The following is a 20,735-nucleotide window of genomic DNA, read 5'->3' on the forward strand; positions in this document are numbered from 1 at the left end:
GTAGCCGACTGCGCCGTCGGCGGCAGTGCGAAGAGCCTGCGTCCGCGGGACGACCTCCGGAGCCTGCGGCGACATGATCGAACGACATCCCCACTCGGTGGTGACGAGACGCACGAAAGAGGAGCGGAGCATGAGCTCATCAGCAGTCCTGACATCGGTCCGCCTGGTGCTCGCCGCGGCGGCGGCGGCCCTGCTCGGAGGCTTCGGATCGGCCGCACCGGCGGCCGCACACCTGTCGACCCAGCCGATCGCCGCCGACGTTTACACCATGAGCACCGGGCGGCTCGGGGCCAGCGTCGGCGGCTTGCTGGCGCTGGCCGGCGTGATCATCGGTTGGCTCGCGCTGGCCCGCCCCACCGGTCGCTTCGGCACCGGCAACGGGCGGCTCGGCGGCACCGTCGCGCTGACGGCGGGGCTGATCGGCATCGCCCTGGGCGGGCTGGTGGCCGCGACCTCCGACAGTGGCATCGGCACCGGCAACGGGCGAGGCGGGGCCTACGTGGCCCTGGTGGTCGGCCTGATCGCCGTAATCCTCGGTGGGCTGGCGCTGACCCGGTCCCGCCGCACCGGCTGACCCGCGACAGCGCCGAGGGCTGAACGGCGGTCGGCGCGCGGAACCGGGTTCGGGGGCTCGGCGTCATAGGAGTCGACGACCGGCCCCCGGAGGCAAACATGCGCAAAGGACATCTCGACGTCGCCACCGCCACGCGGCGTGCCCTGCTGCTGGGGTTGGCCGCGGCCGCAGCGGTGCCGCTCGTCGGCTGTGCCGGGGAGGACGCCGGGCCGGAGCTGGTCAGCGCGGAGGGCGTGAGCCGGGTCGAGCCGCCGGCCGATGCCCCGGTCGCGGCCTCCGTGGACGGGCTGGCGGCCTTCGGCCAGCGCTTGTTTCTGGCGGCCGCCCCACCTGGGACGAACTTCGTCGCGTCGCCGTTGAGCATCGCGCTCGCGTTCGCGATGATGCGGGCCGGTGCCGGCGGCACGACCGCGAAGGAGCTGGACGCCGTCTTCGGCTTCCCGGCGAACGGGCGCGACCAGGCGTACAACGCGGTCAGCCGGCAGCTCGCCACCGTCGATGTTCCGCCGAAGCCGAAGAGCGGTGACCGCGACCGGAGCGCGAAGCGCCTTCCGCCGGTGGTGAGCATCGGCAACGCGCTGTTCCCGCAGAAGGGCTTCACGGTCGGCGCCGAGTTCCTGCGCACGCTGGCCGAGCAGTACGCGGCGGGGGTACGCCCGGTCGACTTCGGCGGCGACGCGGTCGACCGGATCAACGCGTGGGTGAACCACCAGACGGCGGGCCGGATCCCGAAGGTGTTCGACGACCTCGACGCGGACACGAAGCTGGTGCTGGCCAACACCGTCTACTTCAAGGCGGACTGGCGCAGCTACTTCGTCGACGTCGCCGACGCCGCGTTCACCAGGGCCGACGGCACCGTCGTCCGGACGCCGACGATGCGCAACGCCCTGGCCGTCCGGTACGCCGAGACCGGCGGCATCGCCGCGATCGAACTGCCCTACGCCGAGGGACCGTACGCGATGTGGCTGATGCTCCCGCCGTCCGGCGGCAAGCCGGAGGACGCGCTGTCGCACCAGGTGCTCGCCCGGCTGCGCGACTCGTTCACCGAGCTCCAGGTCGACGTCGCCGTCCCCAAGTGGGACTTCGAGTCCTCGCTCGACCTGAAAGCGGTGCTGTCCGGGCTCGGCCTCACGTCCGCGTTCGGCGGCGGTGCGGACTTCAGCGGCATCGCCTCCGGGCTGTTCATCTCGAAGGCGGTGCACAAGGCGAACGTCACCGTGGACGAGTGGGGGACGGAGGCCGCCGCCGTCACCGGTTTGGCCGGGGCGGTCAGCGCTCCTCCGCCCCCGACGGCGAGGTTCATCGCCGACCGTCCGTTCGCCTTCGCCATCGTCGGCGGCCGGGACCGCATCCCGCTGTTCATCGGCCGGGTCAGCGACCCGTCGGCCCGCCGACCCGGCTGACGGCTGCTGCGACGTTCAACTCCACTCATCTGGCAGCCCGCCTGCTTCGCTCACCGCTGGCTTCAGCCGCGAACTTCTCCCCTGCCGCGTGTCCGGCAGCAGGGGCCGCTGTCCGGTGCCGTAAAAATACTGAAAGCCTGCTAAACCCTGCGACACACGGATAAACTCCTGGCGTAAACTTGAATAGTTCCAGATGAGTGGCATATTTGATCGTATGGCGTCCGACTTCGCGGCACAGCTGCGCGCAGTATCGCTGCGCGTGACTCGGCCCCGGTTGGCCGTGCTGGCCGCGCTGCACGGCCATCCGCACGTCGACACCGAGACAGTGACAGCGCTGGTGCGCGCCGAACACCCGATGGTCTCGCACCAGACGGTGTACGACGTGCTGCGTGCGCTCACCGAAGCCGGCCTGGTGCGCCGTATCCAGCCGGCCGGTGCGATCGCCCGCTACGAGTCGCGCGTGGGCGACAACCACCACCATGTCGTATGCCGCTCCTGCGGCGTCATCGCCGACGTCGACTGCGCCGTCGGCGACGCCCCGTGTCTGACCGCCTCCGACGACCACGGCTTCGTGGTCGACGAGGCGGAGGTCGTCTACTGGGGCACCTGCCCTGGCTGCGCGACCGCACGCATTGACCAATGATCCGCCAGTTCGGAGGAAGCACATGAGCGACAGCAAGGACAACACACCGGCCAGCGCGCAGGGCGTGGAGGAGAAAACGGCGGCCGGCTGCCCGGTCGCGCACGATTCCGTGACCGCGCAGGGCAGCGAGAGCGAGAACCCGGCGATCCCGTCGCCTACCCCGAAGACCGGCGGTCGGCCGCGTACGAACCGCGACTGGTGGCCCAACCAGCTCGACCTCTCGGTGCTGCACGCCCACTCGCCCAAGGGAAACCCGCTGGGCGAGGACTTCAGCTATGCCAATGAGTTCGGCAAGCTCGACGTCGGAGCGCTCAAGCAGGACATCGTGCAGGTCCTCACCACCTCGCAGGACTGGTGGCCCGCCGACTTCGGCCACTACGGCGGTCTGATGATCCGGCTGAGCTGGCACGCCGCGGGCACGTACCGCATCCACGACGGGCGCGGCGGTGCCGGTGACGGCGGTCAGCGGTTCGCCCCGCTCAACAGCTGGCCGGACAACGCCAACCTGGACAAGGCCCGGCGGCTGCTGTGGCCGGTCAAGCAGAAGTACGGCCAGCAGATCTCGTGGGCCGACCTGCTCGTGCTCGCCGGCAACGTCGCCCTGGAGTCGATGGGTTTCAAGACCTTCGGCTTCGGCTTCGGGCGCCAGGACGTGTGGGAGCCCGAGGAGATCTTCTGGGGTCCCGAGGACGCCTGGCTCGGCGACGAGCGCTACGTGTCCGAGAAGGAGATGGCGGCCGGGGTCGGTGCGACCGAGATGGGCCTGATCTACGTCAACCCGGAAGGGCCGAACGGCAACGCGAACCCGGCCGCGGCGGCCCACTTCATCCGCGAGACCTTCGCCCGGATGGCGATGAACGACGAGGAGACCGTCGCCCTGATCGCCGGCGGCCACACCTTCGGCAAGACGCACGGCGCCGCCGTCGCGGGCGACCACGTGGGCCCGGAGCCCGAGGGCGCCCCGCTGGAGGCGCAGGGCCTGGGCTGGCTGAGCAGCAACGGCAGCGGCAAGGCCGGCGACACGATCACCAGCGGTCTCGAGGTGACGTGGACGGACCGTCCGACGCAGTGGAGCAACCGCTTCTTCGAGATCCTCTTCGGCCACGAGTGGGAGCTCACCACCAGCCCCGGCGGCGCCAAGCAATGGGTCGCCAAGGACGCCGAGGCGATCATCCCGGACCCGTACGACCCGTCGAAGAAGTACCGGCCGACGATGCTCACGACCGACCTGTCACTGCGCGTCGACCCGGCGTACGAGAAGATCTCACGCCGTTTCCTGGCCAACCCCGACGAGTTCGCGCTGGCCTTCGCCAAGGCCTGGTACAAGCTGCTGCACCGCGACATGGGCCCGGTCAGCCGCTTCCTCGGCCCGTGGGTCCCCGAAGCGCAGCTGTGGCAGGACCCGGTGCCGGCCGTCGACCACGCCCTCGTGAGTGACGCGGACGTCACCGCCCTCAAGGCGAAGGTCCTCGAGTCCGGCCTCACCACCGCCCAGCTGGTCTCCACCGCCTGGGCGTCGGCCGCGAGCTTCCGGTCCACCGACAAGCGCGGCGGTGCCAACGGGGCCCGGCTGCGGCTCGAGCCGCAGCGCGGCTGGGAGGTCAACCAGCCCGAGCAGCTCGCGTCGGTCCTGGCGACCCTCGAAGGCATCCAGCGCGAGTTCAACGACGCCGGCGGCGCGAGGATCTCGCTCGCCGACCTGATCGTGCTGGCCGGCTCGGCCGCCGTCGAGAAGGCGGCACGCGACGCAGGTGTCGCGGTGACCGTGCCGTTCCACCCGGGCCGCACCGACGCCACCCAGGAGCAGACCGACGTCGAATCCTTCAGCGTCCTCGAGCCGCGTGCCGACGGGTTCCGCAACTACCTGCAGCCCGGCGAGAAGGCTCTGCCGGAGGTGCTGCTCGTCGATCGTGCCTACATGCTCAACCTGACCGCACCCGAGATGACCGTCCTCATCGGCGGCCTGCGCTCGCTCGGCGCCAACGTCGGCGGTGACCGGCACGGCGTGCTCACCGACCGGCCCGGCGTGCTCACCAACGACTTCTTCGTCAACCTGCTCTCCCCGGGCAGCCGGTGGAGGGCGGCGGAGTCCGGCGAGCATGTTTACGAGATCCGTGACGTGGCCACCGACGAGGTGAAGTGGACCGCCACCGCGGTCGACCTCATCTTCGGCTCCAACTCCCAGCTGCGGGCCATTGCGGAGGTGTACGCGAGCCAGGACGCACGGGAGAAGTTCGTGGCCGACTTCGTCAAGGCCTGGACCAAGGTCATGGAGCTCGACCGGTTCGACCTGAACTGATCTGGTCCCACCGACGGGCCCGGCCGATCCGCAGTGATCGGCCGGGCCCGTCTCATCAACTTTTGTTGACGGCTCCTGCGCCATCAACTAAAGTTGACGACGTGAGCGAGTTGCCGGCGATCCCTCCCCCGTCCGACCCGGAGTCGGCACTGGCGGCGGTCGTCGCACTACGGCGACTAGCCGGCCAGCTCGAACGGGCCGCTGTGGAACACGCGCTGCGCGACGGCTGGACCTGGGCGCAGATCGGCCAGGCACTGGGCATCAGCGCCCAGGCCGCACACAAGAAACTGGCCCCGGGCCGCAACGACTGACCTGAGCCGAGCACCCCTCGACCATCGGAGAACACCCATGTGGCTGCCGCGTGCCCTGAACAACGTCCGCACACTCAAAACCCTGCTCAACACCGCCGAGAGCATCGCGCGCGCCGACGGGCAGGAGCTGCCGGGCACCGAACACCTCGTTCTGTCCGCGCTCGCCCTGCCGGACGCCACCGCCGAGCGTGCGCTGCAGCAGATCGGCATAAGCACGGGCGACCTGACCTCGGCGGTAGAGGCGGTCCACCGCGCCGCGCTCGACGGCATCGGCCTCACCCACGAGCCCGCCGCCGTGCCGTCCGCAGGGGCGCCGAAAGGGCTCTACCGGATGACACCGCCCGCCCAGCAGGTGTTCCAGGACGCGGTCGCCCTCTCCAAGACGGCGGCGCCGAAACTGCTGTTGGGCGGGCACGTGCTCGTCGCCGCGGCCCGCCAGGAACACGGCACCTGGGCACGGGCGGTGAAGCGGCTCGGCATCGACCGCGACCGCCTGGCCGCTGCGGCCCAGGCCGAACTGTCCGCGTACCGGCCCGGCTGAGCGTCTGCAGGTCAGGCGTCGGGCAACCGGGACGGCTGAGGGGACGGCCACCCCTCAGGACCGTCCCCTCAGCGGAGCGTCAACCGGCTCCGTCCGAGGACGGGCTCGTTCAACACCACGACCACACCATAGCGGTATATCCGCGCAAAGCACGTTTTACATGCCGTGTCGGACGTCAGGACGTCAGGACGTCACAATCGCAGCCAGAGCGCCGGCACGTTCGGCGGCTCCCAGCCGACCTGCGACAGGTGCGGTTGGCGGCACTGCCAGCGCGCGCCGGCATACGTCACGACCGTCCCGGGCGCGTACGACACGCTGGGCGCCCACCCGGCCTCCGACGGCGGCGGGGTGGGCGGGGCCGGCGGACCGGACGTGGCCGCCAGCAGCGCGCCGAGTCCGGAAGCCTGGGTGCGCCAGTCACGCGCGTTCGGCGTCGCGCCGGTCCAGCGCAGGCCGATCCGGTTGAGGCTGTCGCGGTCGGACTGCCAGATCGAGTCGGCCTGGCGCTGCGCGTAGGTCCGATACGCGGCGACGCCGGAGACGTCGGCCAGGTCCATCAGATACCGCATGAAGATGCCCTTGAACTGCTTCTGGTTGTCGTCGCAGCTGTTGGCCGGGTCGCAGGACTCGGTGAGGATCCCCGAGCGGGTCAGCACGGTCGAGTTCATCGCCGCGTCGGCCAGCTGCCGCGCCGAGGTGAGCAGTGCCGCGTTGCCGGTGGCCCGCCACAGCTCGACCGCCCCGCCGACGGCCAGCCCCTGGTTGTACGTCCACACGGTCTGGCCGTTGTTGGCGCAGCCGCCGGTGATCCCGTCATTGACCAGCCCCGAGCCGTTGATCATGCCGCTGGCGGCGAACCAGTTCCAGCCCGTGGTGGCCCGGCCCAGCCACAGCGTGTCCCCCGCGATCCGGTTGTGCAGCGCGGCGGTGAGCCGGATGTACAGGCCGATGGTGACCGCGTTCTTGTACGTGCGCTCGCGGTTCCACCAGACCCCGCCGCCGCAGGTGCCGTCCCAGTACGAGTGCATGTAGTTCGCGATGGTCACGGCCATGTTCAGGTACTTGGCGTCGCGGGTGACGTCGTAGGCCTGCACCCAGGCCAGACCCCACCAGCCGGTGTCGTCGATCGCGCGGCTGAGGAAGTTGCCCTCGATCGCGTCGGTGCTCTTCTGCCCGGCCGGCAGCACACCCTTGTTCAGCTCGAAGGTGCGGTCGATCAGCCAGCGGTAGTCGCTGCGGCCGGTGCGGGCCGACCAGTCGCCGAGCGCGGTGACCGCGACCGCGGAGTTCCACCAGCTCGACGGCCACCAGGCGGTGTCGGTGCGGTAGGCGTGGGCCAGCGCGTCCGCGGCGGCGGCCGGGCGGTCGGCGGCGGGCCGGGCCCAGGCGGTACAGCTGCCGTTGGCCGACCCGGTCGCCCGGCCGCAGGCGCGCACCGTGCCGCCGTAGAGCAGCGAGCGCGGATCGCGGGTGTTGACCATGGTGGTGCGCACCGACGCGGCGCCCGCCGGAACGCTTACCCGGCCCAGTGACGAGCCGCCGGGCCAGGAGGCGCCCTCGTCCCACGAGCGGTCCAGCCACACCTCGTCGCCGGCGGTGCCCGAGCCCAGCGTGGCCCAGGCCAGGCCGCGGCTGTCGAGGTGCAGGTCGATGCGGCGGTTGCTGATGGTGGTCCCCGGCACCGGCTGGTTGTCGCCGACGGCGGTGGCCGGGTCTGCTCCGTCGCAGACAGCGTCGCAGACCTTGGTGTACGCCCAGGCGGTGCAGGTGACCCCGCCCGCGTTGCCGCAGGCGCGGACCATGCCGCGCCGGTGGGCGGCGGGGTCGGCCAGGTTGTACATCAGGGTGCGGGTGCCGGTCCAGGTGGCCGGGATGGCGGCCTTGCCGAGCAGACCGTCCCAGGTGGAGCCGTCGGTCCAGCTGCGGTCGAGCCAGACGGAATCGCCGAGCACGCCATTGTCGATGCTGCCCCATGCCATCCGGTCGGTGTCGGACACGTGCAGGACCAGGCGCCGGCCGTTGAGGTTGACCTCGGGCACGGGGAAGGTCTCCTGGCGGGCCAGGGACGGGTCGCGGGTGTCGCAGTGGAGCGCGCACACCGCGGGCGCGGCGTGCGCCGGGGCCGCGACGACTACGCCCGCCACCCCGGTCAGCAGCGCCGCCATGAGGATTGTGAGCTTGCGCATCGGATCCACCTCGCTCCGGGTACCCGGCCGGGCACCCGCTCCGGTCGGTGTTCACGTTCCGGCACGTACCGACAGAATCTCGTTGGTATCTGTCGATGTTTGAGGGATCGAAGTTAACAAACTTAACCGTTGGCTGTCCACGGCCGGCCTGTGCCAATGCGGCCGCTGTGCAAAACTGCGCCGTGATCCGTTCATCAGCGCACCTCGGCTCGTACTCCGATCTGTCCCGCGTCGCCGTGCCGCGGCGTGACCCCGCCGTGGTGGTCGAGCCGCGCGACGTCATCGGACTGCTGGACTTCGCCCCGGACGATGAGCCGCGCGAGCCGCGCGTGGACGGCCGGTGGTCGCGGGACGGCGTGGACGGCGAGGAGGTGTCGTGGTCGGTGGGCTACGGCCCGCGTACCCGGGCGTGGCTGCTGCGTCCGGCCGCACGATCCGGGCCGCTGCCGGGTGTGGTGGCGCTGCACAGCCATGACGGGGCCAAATTCCACGGCAAGGAGAAGATCGCAGACGGACCGCACCCGGCGGGCCCGGACATGGTGGCGCTGCGCGAGCGGTCCTACGGCGGCCGGGCCTTCGCCAACGAACTGGCCCGGCGTGGCTTCGTCGTCCTGGTGCACGACGTGTTCCTGTGGGGCAGCCGCCGCTTCGACGCCTCGACCATGGCAGGGGCGCTGGGCCTTGCCGTCGTCCCCGACGACGATCCGGCCGCCTACAACCCGCTCGCGTCCCGGCACGAGCACCTGGTCGCCAAGTACTGCACGGTGCTCGGGACCAGCATGGCCGCGCTGGTGGCGTACGAGGACCGGGTCGCGGCCAGGTACCTGGCGTCGCGAGCCGAGGTGGTGGACGGCCCGCTGGGCTGCGTGGGGCTGTCCGGCGGAGGCGCCCGAGCCGCACTCCTCAGCGCCACCTCGCCGCGTATCGGGGCGACCGTGATCACGGGGATGATGACCACCCATGACGCCATGCTGGACCGGCACGTCGCCGGACACACCTGGATGTTCTTCCCGCCGGGCCTGCCGCGCCTGGGCGACTGGCCCGACGTCGCCGGCTGCCGGGCGCCGTCGCCGCTGCTGGTCCAGTACCTGCGCGACGACCACCTGTTCCCCCTGGACGGCATGGAGGCCGCCGACCGGCGCCTGGGCGAGATCTACCGGCACCGCGGCGCCCCGGCCGCATACGTCGGCGAGTTCCATCCGGGCGACCACCGCTTCGACCTGGCGATGCAGGAGTCGGCGTTCGCCCGCCTCAGCGCATGGCTCACCTGACCTGCAAGGCGTGACGGAGCGCCTCATCCGGATCCGCCGACGCACCGATCCGTTTCGACCGGCGCCACGCGGTTTCAGCAGGACGCGGCGTCACGCCGGCTGCGCGGATCCAGCCGGGGCGACGCTGTCCGACTTGGCCACCATGTAGTCCAACCGGGCCAGCAGATGGCGGGCGACCTGGTCGCCGGTGGCCCATTCGAACGCCGGATCCGGCCGGCAGTCGTTGCGCATCGCCTGGTTCATCAGCTGCCACAGCTCGGACGTCGACGCGGTCGCTTCGCCGTGCACGGTCATCCCGGCCTCGCTCATGGCCTTGACGCGGAGCCCGAACGAGTCCGGGTACGACACGGCAGGATGGGTCATGGCCAGCACCGGAACCCGGTTCCACACGAGGTCGCAGGTGACGGTGCCGTTGGCGTTGGCCACCACCAGGTCGGCGGCGGCGTAGTACTTCTCCGGTTCGGCGGTGAACCCGGCCCAGACGATGTCGGCCGCCCGCTCGGCGGGCACCTGGCAGAACGGTTCCGCCAGCACGAACAGCCGGTGTCCGGGCGGTGAGTGAGCCAACCAGGTCCGTACGGTGAGGTCGGCGATCGCCGCGTTGTCGACCATCGCGGTCATTCCGCCGACGGTGAGCACCGCGACCGTGTCGGACGCCGCGACCCCCAGTTCGGCGCGTGCCGTGGCGCGGTCGACGCCGAAGTCGCCCACCACCGGCCCGAACGCCTGAATCGGGGTGGTGAAGCCGACCGGGCCGGGATGGGCGGCGGAGAAGTCGAGCAGCAGGATCTCCCCTGCCTGGTCCAGGATCGGATCGGACTCCGGGGCGCCCAGTTCGGAGTAGAACCAGTCGGTCAGCAGGATCGCCCGCCGGCGCCAGCGCCTGGCGCAGAACGACAGCGCCCATACGACCTCGTCGGCGATCACCAGATCGAAGGGGTCGTATCGGTCCATCAGCTCCCAGATGCGCTTGCCCGCCGCCGGGGACATGTCCTCGTGGTCGCCGATGCCCATGTCGGCGAAGGTCTCGCCGTACAGCTCCAGGTAGACGGCGGCGCTGCCGGAGGCCATCACCTGGATGTCGACGTCGGGCCGCAGGGTGCGCATGGCTTTGACGATCCGCAGGTCCCTGGCGGCATGCCCGAAGCCGTGGCCGCGGGCTAGCAGCAGTACTCGTGGTGCGGAGCTCATGGCGCCGTCTCCCGGAGTCGTCGGCGCAACAGCTCCACGGAGCCCAGCGCGGCGGTGAACGGCGGCGGCCCGTGTGCGTCGTCGCGGCCGGTGGTGAAGCTGAGCACCGGCACGGGTGGCAGCACGGTGATCGTCGGCCGCTGCGCCAGCGCCGCCACGTGTGCGGCCGTGACGGGACTGTCCCAGCCGCCGGGCGGCAGCGCCGGGGCGACGACCACCGGTGCGGTGCTGCACTGGATCGCCAGCAGGCTGGGCGAGTCGGCCAGCCCGAGCGCCAGCCGGGCCAGGTAGTTCAGGCCGGCCGGGTACACCATGACGGCCTGCGCCCACTGTTGCAGGGTGACATGCAGGGCCTCGGCGGCCGGCTGGGGCCACTCGTCGACGATCGCCTCCCGGCCGGTGATGCACCCGGCGGCGGTGGCGGTGATGAACTGCAGCGCCGATCGCGTGAGCACGACCTGGACCTCCAGTTCCGGGTACGCCGAGCGCAGCCATGCCAGGTCCCGGGGCAGGAAGGCGGCGTTGAGCGAGCCGGTGGCCACCAGCAGCAGCCGCCGGAACCCCAGCGGTGGCAGCCTGGGGTCGGCGGACGTGGTCGGTTGGTCCATTCACTCGTCCTGACCGGGAAGGGAGCCGATGACGATCTCGCCCACCGAGGACACCTCGAGCGGGTCGAGGCCGGTCGCATCGGCGAAGTCTGCGGCGTCGCCGGTGCCGACGGCGCACGCGCCGAGGCCCATCGCGGTGGCGCTGAGATACACCGATTGCAGCAGCACGCCGGCGTTGCGCAGCGTCAGCGAGTAGGCCAGGTCGCCGTACTTGCGGGTGGGCCGGTCGAACCGGGCCGCGAGGCTGATGAGCAGTGGCGGCACCGACTCACGGTTGATCGCCAGGTAGGCGGCGTTGATCATCCGGACGAGCGGCACGGTGTCCCGGGTGACCACGCCCAGCGCGTGCCGGTCCGGCAGGTAGCGGTAGACGCCGGGAGCGAGGTCGTGGCACGCGCGGACGGTCAGGTAGAAGTCGAGTTCGTGCATCGCCCCGGCCGACGGTGCCGGCCGCAGGGTGTGCGAGTAGAGCCGGCCGGCGGCGGGGTCGGCGTCCAGCCGCTGCTGGATGCGCGCCACCCTGTACAGCAGCTCACCGAGTTGCGGCAGGGTCAGGGGTGCGCGGCCGAACCGGCGGACCGAGCGGCGGCTCTCCATGACGTCGGCCAGCGGCGGGTCGGTGTGCCGCAATGCCGCCAGGTCGGGCACCGGAAGCGGGAGGTCGGTGTCGGCGGCGGGCGCGGCGGGTGGTTCGTCCAGGGTGCCCGGCGCTGCCAGGCGGGGATCGACCAGGCCGCTGCGGCTGCGGGTGTGGGTCCAGGCCGCGTGCGGCGGGCTCACGGGCTGCGGGCCGGGTGCGGCCACCAGGCCGACCGCGGCGAGCAGCCGCACCAGTTGCGGGCCCCCCGGGGCCAGCCGTCCCGCCGCCGCCGGTGTGGTCGGTGCGCACAGCCCGGCCGCCACCGCCGCGAGTTCGGGTCGGTGCAGGTGCACGACCGTGCCGTCGCGGGCGGACTCGACCACGGCGTGGTCGCCGAACCGCCGCAGCAGCGCGTACGGCGACAGCTGCACTGCCTGGTCGGCAGCCGGTTCCAGGTCCGGCCGCAGGTCGGCGCGCCGGGAGTGGATACGGGCCGTGGCGACATCGCCGTGCTCGTCAGCGCATCCGAGGGTGATCACGCCGGTGGCGAGCAGCCGCCTGATGAGCGCGTCACCCTGCTCGGCGTCCAGCGCCAGCCGGTCGCGAAGCTGCTGCCAGGTCAGCGGTCGGAGCAGCGCTCGCAGGGCAGCGGCCACCGAACCGTCCGCGTCGTGCAGTGCCACCGGGTCGCGGTCCGCGACGGTGATCATCAGGTCGGCGGTCGCGGTGGAGTCCATGGCCGGCCTGCCGTCGAGGCGCAGTGTGATCATCGCCGCCCGTTCTCCCGGGCGTGGCGGTATCCGGCCCGGACGGCGTCGAGCATGAGTTCGGTCAGCGGCTGCTCCAGTTCGTCGAGCACGTCGCGGGTGGCGACCGGGTGCAGGTGTGCCTGCGGCAGGGTGGTGAACGCCCGTCGTGTCACAGGGTCGGCCAGCAGGGTTTCCAGGGCCGCCTCGTCGGCGGCGGGGAATCGGCTGGGCACCGGGGTGCCGTCGGGCCGGTAGAGCCGCACCGATGCTGCGGCGAGGCAGGCACCGACGGCGAACGGCGTCAGCCACAGCCGGTCCAGCAGCGGGTCGACGAGCCGGTGATGCTGCCGCCGCCACTGGTCGGTGTGCGCCCGGGCCAGTTCGGTCACCCGGGCCGGGTCCAGTCCGGTGTCGGCCAGCCACTGGCCGGTGGTTCTGATGGACCAGGGCAGCCCGCCGTCGCCGATCGGTTTGCGCTGTGCGTGGTAAGGCTGCGACCCGAACTCGGGCATCTGGTAGTGCGCGAAGGTGGGCAGCAGGTCGGCCATGGCGAGCAGGTCGCCCGGCGCGGGGGCGGGCACGTCGTCGGCGAAGCACGCCGAACGGCGCGGCCCCTGGTGGGTGTTGCCGGTCAGGCTGTCAGGCGAGTCGTGGTCGATGAGGTTGGGGATGCGGCAGATGGCGGTGACCTGCCGTTCGCGCAGGAAGTTCATCAGCGCGACGTCGTCGGTGGGGGTCCAGGCGCGCAGGTTGGCGGTGGCTGCCTGGCCGAAGTCCCGGGCGATCGCGGCGGGCAGCACCAGGGCGACGCTGGGCACGTACTCGTCGACCACTTCGGCCCACGTCGCCCCGGTGAGGGCGGCCAAGCGCAGGTGGTGGGCCGTGTTCGAGGTCCATTCGGTGAACAGCGCCAGGGCCGTGTCCGGGTACTGCGCGATCGCGGCGTGCACCGCGTCGGCGAAGCCCTGGCACGGCACGGCGTCGTCCTGCAGCACCATGTGGTGGGTGGCGTGTTCGGGGACGAAGGACCAGGCGACGGCGGCGGTGCGCAGCGACGACGGCGACCCGTGCGGTTCGGGGTCCACGACGATGTCGGGCTTGAGTTCGGCCAGCCTGTCGGCGAGCGCTTCGGCGAGGGTGAGCCGGCTGGGATGCGCCATGATCACGGTGGAGAGCTGGTGTGCGGTCATCGCGTTTCCTTGCCGGCGACGGTGGTCAGGTGGGTCATCGAGGCGTTCACTGTGGCCAGTGGCCAGGCGATCGCTTCGTCGTCGCAGGTCACCTGGTCGAAGCCGGCGCCGAGGCGGGTGGCCAGGTGGTGCGAGACGATGCCGGCGGCGAGCGCGAGTCGCCGGAAGTCGGCGGCCGAGGCGGTGGCCGGGCCGCCTAGCAGCACGGCCACGTCGGCGGCCAGGTGCGCCAGCGGCGGTGGTTGCGGGTGGACGCGGTGCAGGAATCCGGCCGGGTCGAGGCAGTACGTGCCGGTGGGGATGGCCGTACCGCCGAAGACGGCGATGCAGGCGGTCAACGGCTCGGGCGAGGCGGCCAGCGATGCGATGACGGTGACGCCGATGTCGTCGCCGGGCCTTGGCATGCGGGCTGCGGTGAAGTCCTGTCGCAGCGCGGCGTGCAGGGCGGTGTCCTTGGGCTGTATGGGCATCAGGGCCGCCTCGGGTAGATCCCCACGACGGCGGCCGGCTGTTCGCCGCCGTCGCGCAGTTCCAGCAGGTCGGCCAGTGCCTGGTCGACGGTGTCGGCCAGCACGGCGTCGTGGTCGGCGGTGGCCGCGGTGACGGCCGCGACGGCGCGGCCGGCGGCCAGGAACGCCCGGCGCAGGCTCTGTTCGGCGTAGGCCGCGGTCAGCCGTGCGGTGGCGGCGACGAACACGAGCACGGCGGCCGGGGTTTCGGGCAGTCCCGAGATCGGCGGGCAGGTGGTGAGGTCCCCGCGGGCGGCGACGAGGGCCTGGGCGGTCGGCGACCAGCGGTGGACCGGGTGCGGCAGGCCGTCGACGGCGAGCAGGTACGTGTCGGCGTACGGTCGGGCCGTCGCCGCGGACAGCAGCGGCCGCAACCAGGAGGGTGCCTCGCTCAGCGGTGTCCGTGGCGCCGACGCCAGGTCGATGTCGGCGGGGGCGGGGACCGTCCGATCAGCTGGGACCTGCCAGGACGGTCGCCGGTTGAGCCATTCCAACCGCCCGATCGGGCCGTCGTCGGCGAGGGTGCAGGTCGGGCAGTCGGCCGAGGGCGTGACCTCGTGGATGCTGCGGTCGAGGGTGACGGTGTCGATGCGGTGCAGGCGACGACCGGTGGCCGGCGCGGACAGCCGGGTCAGCCACGCGATGACCTCGGCGACGGTCAGGGCGCTGAGCAGTTGTGCCGCCGCGAGGCCGAGGGGTCCCGCGCCGCCGCGCCCCGCGCCGCCCAGGAAACATTGTGGACAGCTCGTGTCCGGCCCGGTGAACAGTGGCCCGAGTTCGACGTGGGAGTCGTCGCCGCCGATCCGCAGCACCGGCACCCCGGTGGCCGCCACCGAGGCCAACCGGTCGTCGTCGGCCACCGCCAGCGCGGCCGTGGTGGTGGGGTCCGCGGTGATCGTGCCGATGCCCGACTGTGCCAGGTCGTCGGCCAGCAGGTCGCCCAGCGGGCCCGCCGCGGCGACGACGACGGCGGCTTCGGCGAGCCGCTTGCGCAGCGTCGCAGGCTGATCGGGGCTGCCGGCCGCGGCCACCGCGCGGGACAGGAAAGCGTCGGCGGCGTCGTCGCGGTCCACCACGCCGTCGTGCAGCAGGCCGCTGCGGTGCAGCAGCGCCACGGCCTGGGCCACCTGGGTGACCGGCGTCGACGTCGCCTGCGCGACCGCGGCCAGGCTGGTGCGGCCGTCCAGCAGCGGCAGCAGCCGGGGCATCAGGTCGTGCGCGGCGGCGCCGGTGAACAACCGCCGGCTGGGGCCGCCTTCGATCAGCAGTCCGTCGTCGGTGCTGATGACGGCAAGACCGGCGGCCACCGCGGGATGAGCGAGCCGGCTCATACCGATGCTCCTTTCGACACCTGTCGGGCGGTTTCGGCGATGGTGGCGGCGAGCCGGGGGTCTCCCCAGGTGTCGGCGGCGCCGCAGCGGGGGCAGCCGTGCCTGGCGATGAGGTCCACCCGGCTCACCATCATCGTGGCCAGGTCGACCATGACGGTCATGCCGGGCTGTGGCGACTGGAGCACGAGCCGGGCGAGCGCTTCGGCGGCCCGCAGGTGGTGCGGCAGATGGCCGTAGACCCCGAGCGTGTCGTCGGCGCGGTACGCGGCCAGCAGCTCGGCGCGGTGCCGAGACTTCGGGTCGTGCTGCTCGCGGCGGAAGCGGTAGCAGTCGTAGCACGGTCCGCCGGGAGCCACCCAGGGTCCGACGACCAGGAAGGGATGGTCCACCACGACCGGCAGCCAGGCGATGGCACGGTCGTGCGCCAGCTCGTCGAACAGCTCGGTCCGGGCCGCGTCGGGCCGCCACGACACGAGCACCATCGCCTGCGCGGCGCCCGGTCGGGGCCGGTCGGGGTCCAGGGCCGACGCACCGTCGGCCAGCAGGCGGCTCTGGACGGCGTGACCGAACTCCCCCACGGCGGCGACCGCGACGTCGGTCAGGCGAACGGTTGCGGCCACGGGTTCAGCTCCTGTTCCGGGGATGCCGGCACGCCCATCGCCGCCGGTGCCTCGATCAATCGCGGGTGGGCGCGGAACTGCGCGAGCGGCGACAGCGACATGGGCTGCAACCGCGGCACCAGCACGGTCAGCGCGACGAGCCCGACCCGGCGCAACTCCGCCGACGTGCGGTCGACGCACACCGCCTGCGCCCCGATCCGGCGCAGCTGCTCCAGCACCACCGGCAGCGCCTGCCGCGGGTCTTCGGGCAGTTCCAGGCACCTGTCCGAGACGGGCCGCCGGGCGAGGTCCTCGGTGAGGAACGCGAAGGCTTCGGCCCGCTGCGGCACGGCCATGTACCGGGCGCCGTCCATGATGTCGGCGAACTCCGCGTACTCGGTGACGGGCGACGTGCCGTGGTGGAACAGCTGCCGGATGTTGAGGATCTCGATGAGGGCCTTCTCGGCCGCCTGCGCCAGGGTTCGTCCGGTGGCCGCACCGACCAGATTGGCGGCCTCGGGGTCATGGGGCGCCTGCTGCAGCGCGTACACCGTCGGGATGCCGACGTCGGTGGTGGCGTTGAACAGCACGTTGTTCAGGAAGCGGCGGCGGCCGTGGTCGAGCAGGTCACGCACGGCCGGGCTCATCGCGGCGGGTCCGAGCAGCGGCAGCCGCAGCCGGCGCAGCCAGGTGACGGCGATGGCGTCGCGTTCGATGACCTCCAGCAGCCCGCCGAGCAGCGCGCGCTCTGGTTCGACGTGCACGGCGTACCCGGTGGAGATCTGGAACACGAAGCGTTCGGCCGGTTCCGGGTGCAGCCCGTAGCAGGCCATGACGGCGGGCACCCAGGTCGGTTCGCCGGACGTCAGGTCGGTGCCGCGCATCCAGCGGATGACGGCGTCCGGATCGGGCGGGACGACCTTGCAGTCGGGGTGGGCATATTCGGCTTCGGAGCAGCGGGGCAACCGGCTCAGGTCGACGACGGCACCGGGCAGGTCCGCGGCGGCGGCCCGGACCGTGTCGGCGTGCGGATAGCTGCCCACGTATCGTTCGGCGGCCTCGGCGATCGCGATGGTGGCGGCGAGATCGGCGTCGAAGCTGCGTCCCGTGCCGATCTGCGGGCTGCCGCCGTGATGGTCGGTGTGCGAGTCCCCGCTGGACGCCACGACATGGCTCAGCCGGTCCAGGCCGCGGTCGGGCAGCAGCGGACGCAAGCCGCTCACCACGCCCAGCGGGCTCACCAGGCTCGCGAGATCGACGCTCATGACCTTCCCCCGAAGCCGCATCCACTGAGGACGCGACGGTGGCCGGCATCGCCGTGCCACCGTCGCGGATGGAGATCGAAGATCAGCAGCCGCAGCCGCACGCGCAGGAGCAACCGCAGCCGCAACCCGTGATCGGGGCGGCCTCGGGGTCCTGCGGGGTCAGCTCGCCGGCGTTGCGCATGATCTCGGCGACCAGCTGGTCCCAGTCGCCCGCGGAGACGTCCTGGACGTCCAGGTCAAGGTGCTTGACGGGTCCCATCATTCCTCCAAGCCAGTGGATCTGTTAACAAACCTTGCGGAGAAGTTAACAGTGTTTTCCTGTCGATGGAAGACTCTTTCGTGGACCTTTCCAGCCACCCGCCCGCACGCGCCTGGGCCGCCGACGGCAGGCCTCGTTTTTCGAGCGGCTGTTCCACAACGGCTCGCGCCACCCGCCGACGTCATACGATTACGTCTCGTAGGGAGGTGGGGTGAATGAAGGTCCTGATGGTGCTGACCTCACATGACCAGCTCGGTGACACCGGGCGCAAGACGGGTTTCTGGCTCGAGGAACTCGCCGCGCCCTACTACCGATTCCGCGACGCCGGGTGGGACGTCACGCTGGCGTCACCCAAGGGCGGACGACCGCCACTGGACCCCAAGAGCAACGAACCGGACTTCCAGACCGACCTGACCCGTCGATTCGAGGCCGACACGGCCGCAGCAGCCCAGCTCGACGCCACGCTGCGCTTGGACTCGGTGTCCGCCGACGACTTCGACACCGTCTTCTATCCGGGCGGTCACGGCCCGATGTGGGACCTGGCCGAGGATCCCACCTCGATCGCACTGATCGAACACGTCGTCCGATCGGGCAAGGCCATCGCGCTGGTGTGCCACGCCCCGGGCGCGCTGCGCCACACCACGACACCCGACGGCACCGCCCTGGTGGCAGGCAGGAAGGTCACCGGCTTCACCAACACCGAGGAAGAAGCCGTGGGCTTGACCAAGGTCGTGCCGTTCCTGGTCGAGGATGAACTCGTCGCCAAGGGAGCCGACTTCAGCAAGGCCGACGACTGGCAGCCGTACGTGGTGACCGACGGCCTGCTCATCACCGGCCAGAACCCGGCGTCCTCGGGCCCGGCCGCCGATCAGCTGATCGCCCTGGTTCAGAAGATCAACGCTTAGCCGAGCGCGCGGCCCTCGCCACGGTCGGCGACATTGTCGTGCAGCGCCCGGTTCACGGCCGCCGAACCGTCCCTGTCCGACCACGAGCGAACGTGTCGACGTCACGGACCGGTACATCGCAAAAGGGACGGCCACCCCTCAGGACCGTCCCTTCCACAGCGCGCGAACCGACCTGAGTCGCAGGTCGTTCGGCACCTAGGCGACCACCATAACGGGATGATTCACCAAAACCACGCACCAGCTCGTCGCGTGTCCTGGCGATTTCAGCTCGGGTCGCCTTCCGCGGCGAGATTCGCGAGCATGCGGTCCAGCATTGCGCGCAGCTGCGCCACCTCCGTGTCGTCGAACCCGGTCAGCAGCCTGCCGACCACGCGCCCGAACGCGGACGGGAGGTGCGGGACCAGTGCCCGACCCTGCGTGGTGAGTTCTATGACGATGGCCCGCCGGTCCCGCGGATGCTTGGTCCGGCGCAGCAGGCCCTTGCCCTCGAGCCGGTCGAGCAGCCGTGTCATTCCGGCGGTATCGGTGCCGAGTGTGGCTTTGAGGCTGCTGGGGGTGGCCGCCTCGCCGGCCGCGTGCAGCAGCAGTGCGGCTTGCTGGCTGGTCAGGTCATGGCGGGCAAGGTCGCGGTCGAGCACCGTGGTCAACTCACGGGCCACCTGGTGAAGCAGCGATCCGGCGCCGAGGGCAGGGAGTCCGGGGGCGCGAACAGCGGATGTGGAGCGGTCCATGGGCCAAGCCTAACACGCTGTCCAGACACTTGCTGTCTCGACAGCTATCCCGGCCCCTCAGGCCGGCGATCCGTCAGGAAGCGCCCGTCATGCCGCTTTGACGGGCTGCCGGAGGATCGTCTTGAGCTTGGCCGGCTCCGTCCGGCGCGGATCGCTGAGGTAGACCTCGTGATGATCGCCGTTGAAGGTCAGCCCGTTGTCGGGCAGGTAACGGTTGTGCAGGCGGTCCAGGGTCGGCGCCTCGTCGTCGTAGGAGCCGACGTGCAGGATCTGGACGCACTTGCCCTCCACTAGGGCAAGCAGCCTGAGGGTGGCCAGCGCCGGGTTGTCCTTCTTCTTGGCGACGTCGGCGACGGCCGCTCGGACCATGTCCTCGGTGATCCAGTCGGGCTGGCTGATCATCATCGTCCAGGCCCAGGCGTCCTTGTCCCGCGTGACGAACGCGGTGGGATCGTCCGCCCGCCACAGACCCTCCAACGGTCCGACCACGAAGTCCCGGTCGAGGGTCTTCTTGCTGGCGAACTTCAGGTGGTATGCCACGCCGAAGAGGGCCTCGACGGCGGCGGTGTACGCCGTGGACGTGTTCGGATCACCGTGTCCGTCGACCGCGAGGTATCGCAGTTCGGGGACGTCGACGACGGCGAAGTCCTTCGCCGGCGGTGCGTACAGCTCGCGACGCGCCTTCTTGATGTCGTACTTGTCCATGGTGGTCTCCTTGGTCAGTACACCCAGGGTGGCTTCAGTCCAGCCGGCATCGGCCTGGAGCATGGCTTCGCAGTAGTCGAAGATCGCCGAAGCGGCGGTGGGCAACGGGGCCTGCCTCGCCCTGGCCGCACGGACCTCCGCCAACTGGTTCCGCAGCGCCTCGAGGCGCCGGGTCAGCCCGGCCACCACGTCCTCCTCCGGCAGGCCCGGGCTGTTGGCCATCCCCACCAGGACACGAGAGCGCACCGGCGTCAGCGTCGCCAGCGCATCTCCGGTGGCGACCCCGCACAGGAGGCGGCCCGCTGCCGTCACCTGATACGTGGAGCGCGACTTCGCCGACCGCTTTTCGCCGGCCGGCGTCGCGCTCGCTTCGATCAGGCCGCGGCTGGCGAGCTTGTCGAGGAGGTAGTAGATGGACGAGAAGCCGAGAGCCGTCCAGGCGCGCACTCCGCGTTCCTCGATGACCCGTTCCAGCTCGTACCCGTGTCGGGGCTGCTCGAGGAGCAGCCCGAGGACGGTCAGCTCGGCATCGGTCAGCGTCTCCACGGCACCATTCTAGCGCTAGAATACGCACCGGCGTGCCCCCCCGCTCGCCCCACGCCTGAACGCGCGACGCCAAAACAGCTCGTACGCCGCGTGCGAACCGTGGTCCGCGAGCACGCGACAAGCCCTGCGGGTCGCGCGCACGGCGATGCCCTTTGGCGTCTGGAGCGCAGGTGAGCGGCGCGTGAACCTCTGACGACGACCGATAACGAATCTAAATCAATCAGTAGAGATTAGTTGCGCCGAAACTCCGTCGCCTGGAAACTTCCTTCATCGATGCGATGTGGAGGGTCGCCCTGCCGCCCCCGAGGGTGGCAGAGCGACCCTCCACGCCACGCGCCG

At 71.3% G+C, this 20,735-nt stretch carries 20 protein-coding genes; 8 read left to right on the top strand and 12 right to left on the bottom strand.

Annotated features, from left to right (window positions below):
- Positions 1-130 precede the first annotated feature (130 nt).
- From FLL47_RS22485 to FLL47_RS22510, 6 genes are all read left to right on the top strand, one after another.
- The gene (locus tag FLL47_RS22485) at positions 131-574 is read left to right on the top strand and encodes a DUF6223 family protein (protein ID WP_144122537.1); all 444 of its coding nucleotides are present in this window, start codon (positions 131-133) and stop codon (positions 572-574) included.
- Positions 575-672: 98 nt separating this feature from the next.
- On the top strand, positions 673-1,977 hold the full coding sequence (locus FLL47_RS22490; RefSeq protein ID WP_144122538.1) for a serpin family protein: 1,305 nt from the start codon (positions 673-675) through the stop codon (positions 1,975-1,977).
- 214 nt (positions 1,978-2,191) lie between these two features.
- Positions 2,192-2,620: a Fur family transcriptional regulator gene (locus FLL47_RS22495; RefSeq protein WP_144122539.1), complete on the top strand. Its 429-nt coding sequence runs from the start codon at positions 2,192-2,194 to the stop codon at positions 2,618-2,620.
- Between the two features lie 22 nt (positions 2,621-2,642).
- On the top strand, positions 2,643-4,919 hold the full coding sequence (gene katG, locus FLL47_RS22500) for a catalase/peroxidase HPI (RefSeq protein WP_144122540.1): 2,277 nt from the start codon (positions 2,643-2,645) through the stop codon (positions 4,917-4,919).
- 101 nt (positions 4,920-5,020) lie between these two features.
- Positions 5,021-5,230, top strand: a complete 210-nt coding sequence (locus FLL47_RS22505) for a helix-turn-helix domain-containing protein (RefSeq protein WP_425457747.1) — start codon at positions 5,021-5,023, stop codon at positions 5,228-5,230.
- Positions 5,231-5,267: 37 nt separating this feature from the next.
- Entirely contained in the window at positions 5,268-5,771 is a 504-nt protein-coding gene (locus tag FLL47_RS22510; protein WP_144122541.1) for a Clp protease N-terminal domain-containing protein, read from the top strand.
- 191 nt (positions 5,772-5,962) lie between these two features.
- Here FLL47_RS22510 and FLL47_RS22515 read toward each other — a convergent pair whose 3' ends face one another.
- Positions 5,963-7,957 (bottom strand): glycoside hydrolase family 76 protein, encoded by a 1,995-nt coding sequence (locus tag FLL47_RS22515; RefSeq protein ID WP_144122542.1) that lies wholly within the window; start codon positions 7,955-7,957, stop codon positions 5,963-5,965.
- Positions 7,958-8,139: 182 nt separating this feature from the next.
- Between FLL47_RS22515 and FLL47_RS22520 the strand changes: the two genes are divergently transcribed.
- Entirely contained in the window at positions 8,140-9,228 is a 1,089-nt protein-coding gene (locus tag FLL47_RS22520) for a dienelactone hydrolase family protein (protein ID WP_144122543.1), read from the top strand.
- Positions 9,229-9,318: 90 nt separating this feature from the next.
- Here FLL47_RS22520 and FLL47_RS22525 read toward each other — a convergent pair whose 3' ends face one another.
- From FLL47_RS22525 to FLL47_RS43050, 9 genes are all read right to left on the bottom strand, one after another.
- Positions 9,319-10,419, bottom strand: coding sequence for a hypothetical protein (locus tag FLL47_RS22525; RefSeq protein WP_144122544.1), 1,101 nt, complete (start codon positions 10,417-10,419; stop codon positions 9,319-9,321).
- Entirely contained in the window at positions 10,416-11,027 is a 612-nt protein-coding gene (locus FLL47_RS22530; RefSeq protein WP_144122545.1) for a flavoprotein, read from the bottom strand. The genes FLL47_RS22525 and FLL47_RS22530 overlap by 4 nt, the downstream gene beginning before the upstream one ends.
- Positions 11,028-12,377, bottom strand: a complete 1,350-nt coding sequence (locus tag FLL47_RS22535; protein ID WP_144122546.1) for a SagB family peptide dehydrogenase — start codon at positions 12,375-12,377, stop codon at positions 11,028-11,030. It lies immediately after the preceding gene.
- On the bottom strand, positions 12,374-13,546 hold the full coding sequence (locus FLL47_RS22540) for a hypothetical protein (protein WP_144122547.1): 1,173 nt from the start codon (positions 13,544-13,546) through the stop codon (positions 12,374-12,376). The genes FLL47_RS22535 and FLL47_RS22540 overlap by 4 nt, the downstream gene beginning before the upstream one ends.
- Positions 13,543-14,016: a hypothetical protein gene (locus tag FLL47_RS22545; RefSeq protein WP_144122548.1), complete on the bottom strand. Its 474-nt coding sequence runs from the start codon at positions 14,014-14,016 to the stop codon at positions 13,543-13,545. Before FLL47_RS22545 ends, FLL47_RS22540 begins: the two co-directional genes overlap by 4 nt.
- Positions 14,016-15,386 carry a hypothetical protein gene (locus tag FLL47_RS22550; RefSeq protein ID WP_144122549.1) on the bottom strand — a complete coding sequence of 457 codons (1,371 nt, stop codon included), beginning with the start codon at positions 15,384-15,386 and terminating at the stop codon, positions 14,016-14,018. The genes FLL47_RS22545 and FLL47_RS22550 overlap by 1 nt, the downstream gene beginning before the upstream one ends.
- The gene (locus FLL47_RS22555) at positions 15,383-16,006 is read right to left on the bottom strand and encodes a TOMM precursor leader peptide-binding protein (RefSeq protein WP_144122550.1); all 624 of its coding nucleotides are present in this window, start codon (positions 16,004-16,006) and stop codon (positions 15,383-15,385) included. The genes FLL47_RS22550 and FLL47_RS22555 overlap by 4 nt, the downstream gene beginning before the upstream one ends.
- A complete protein-coding gene (locus tag FLL47_RS22560; protein ID WP_144122551.1) occupies positions 15,985-17,250 on the bottom strand; it encodes a YcaO-like family protein in 1,266 nt (421 codons plus the stop codon). Before FLL47_RS22560 ends, FLL47_RS22555 begins: the two co-directional genes overlap by 22 nt.
- An 82-nt stretch (positions 17,251-17,332) precedes the next feature.
- Complete coding sequence (locus tag FLL47_RS43050; RefSeq protein WP_186315844.1) at positions 17,333-17,509, bottom strand: hypothetical protein; 177 nt, start codon at positions 17,507-17,509, stop codon at positions 17,333-17,335.
- A gap of 215 nt (positions 17,510-17,724) precedes the next feature.
- Between FLL47_RS43050 and FLL47_RS22565 the strand changes: the two genes are divergently transcribed.
- Complete coding sequence (locus FLL47_RS22565) at positions 17,725-18,414, top strand: type 1 glutamine amidotransferase domain-containing protein (protein WP_144122552.1); 690 nt, start codon at positions 17,725-17,727, stop codon at positions 18,412-18,414.
- A gap of 263 nt (positions 18,415-18,677) precedes the next feature.
- Here FLL47_RS22565 and FLL47_RS22570 read toward each other — a convergent pair whose 3' ends face one another.
- Together FLL47_RS22570 and FLL47_RS22575 are read right to left on the bottom strand one after the other, a co-directional pair.
- Complete coding sequence (locus FLL47_RS22570) at positions 18,678-19,145, bottom strand: MarR family winged helix-turn-helix transcriptional regulator (RefSeq protein ID WP_144122553.1); 468 nt, start codon at positions 19,143-19,145, stop codon at positions 18,678-18,680.
- Positions 19,146-19,232: 87 nt separating this feature from the next.
- Entirely contained in the window at positions 19,233-20,396 is a 1,164-nt protein-coding gene (locus FLL47_RS22575) for a GyrI-like domain-containing protein (protein ID WP_144122554.1), read from the bottom strand.
- Positions 20,397-20,735: the final 339 nt, after the last annotated feature.

Source organism: Catellatospora sichuanensis, from assembly GCF_007483665.1.
In the GTDB taxonomy this organism is placed as follows: Bacteria; Actinomycetota; Actinomycetes; order Mycobacteriales; family Micromonosporaceae; genus Catellatospora; species Catellatospora sichuanensis.

Bases quoted from the DNA above. Each gene is read 5' to 3' on its own strand.
- FLL47_RS22485 (WP_144122537.1), top strand. From the start codon at position 131: ATGAGCTCATCAGCAGTCCTGACATCGGTCCGCCTGGTGCTCGCCGCG.
- FLL47_RS22490 (WP_144122538.1), top strand. From the start codon at position 673: ATGCGCAAAGGACATCTCGACGTCGCCACCGCCACGCGGCGTGCCCTG.
- FLL47_RS22495 (WP_144122539.1), top strand. From the start codon at position 2,192: ATGGCGTCCGACTTCGCGGCACAGCTGCGCGCAGTATCGCTGCGCGTG.
- katG (WP_144122540.1), top strand. From the start codon at position 2,643: ATGAGCGACAGCAAGGACAACACACCGGCCAGCGCGCAGGGCGTGGAG.
- FLL47_RS22510 (WP_144122541.1), top strand. From the start codon at position 5,268: ATGTGGCTGCCGCGTGCCCTGAACAACGTCCGCACACTCAAAACCCTG.
- FLL47_RS22515 (WP_144122542.1), bottom strand. From the start codon at position 7,957: ATGCGCAAGCTCACAATCCTCATGGCGGCGCTGCTGACCGGGGTGGCG.
- FLL47_RS22525 (WP_144122544.1), bottom strand. From the start codon at position 10,419: ATGAGCTCCGCACCACGAGTACTGCTGCTAGCCCGCGGCCACGGCTTC.
- FLL47_RS22530 (WP_144122545.1), bottom strand. From the start codon at position 11,027: ATGGACCAACCGACCACGTCCGCCGACCCCAGGCTGCCACCGCTGGGG.
- FLL47_RS22535 (WP_144122546.1), bottom strand. From the start codon at position 12,377: ATGATCACACTGCGCCTCGACGGCAGGCCGGCCATGGACTCCACCGCG.
- FLL47_RS22540 (WP_144122547.1), bottom strand. From the start codon at position 13,546: ATGACCGCACACCAGCTCTCCACCGTGATCATGGCGCATCCCAGCCGG.
- FLL47_RS22545 (WP_144122548.1), bottom strand. From the start codon at position 14,016: ATGCCCATACAGCCCAAGGACACCGCCCTGCACGCCGCGCTGCGACAG.
- FLL47_RS22550 (WP_144122549.1), bottom strand. From the start codon at position 15,386: ATGAGCCGGCTCGCTCATCCCGCGGTGGCCGCCGGTCTTGCCGTCATC.
- FLL47_RS22560 (WP_144122551.1), bottom strand. From the start codon at position 17,250: ATGAGCGTCGATCTCGCGAGCCTGGTGAGCCCGCTGGGCGTGGTGAGC.
- FLL47_RS43050 (WP_186315844.1), bottom strand. From the start codon at position 17,509: ATGGGACCCGTCAAGCACCTTGACCTGGACGTCCAGGACGTCTCCGCG.
- FLL47_RS22565 (WP_144122552.1), top strand. From the start codon at position 17,725: ATGAAGGTCCTGATGGTGCTGACCTCACATGACCAGCTCGGTGACACC.
- FLL47_RS22570 (WP_144122553.1), bottom strand. From the start codon at position 19,145: ATGGACCGCTCCACATCCGCTGTTCGCGCCCCCGGACTCCCTGCCCTC.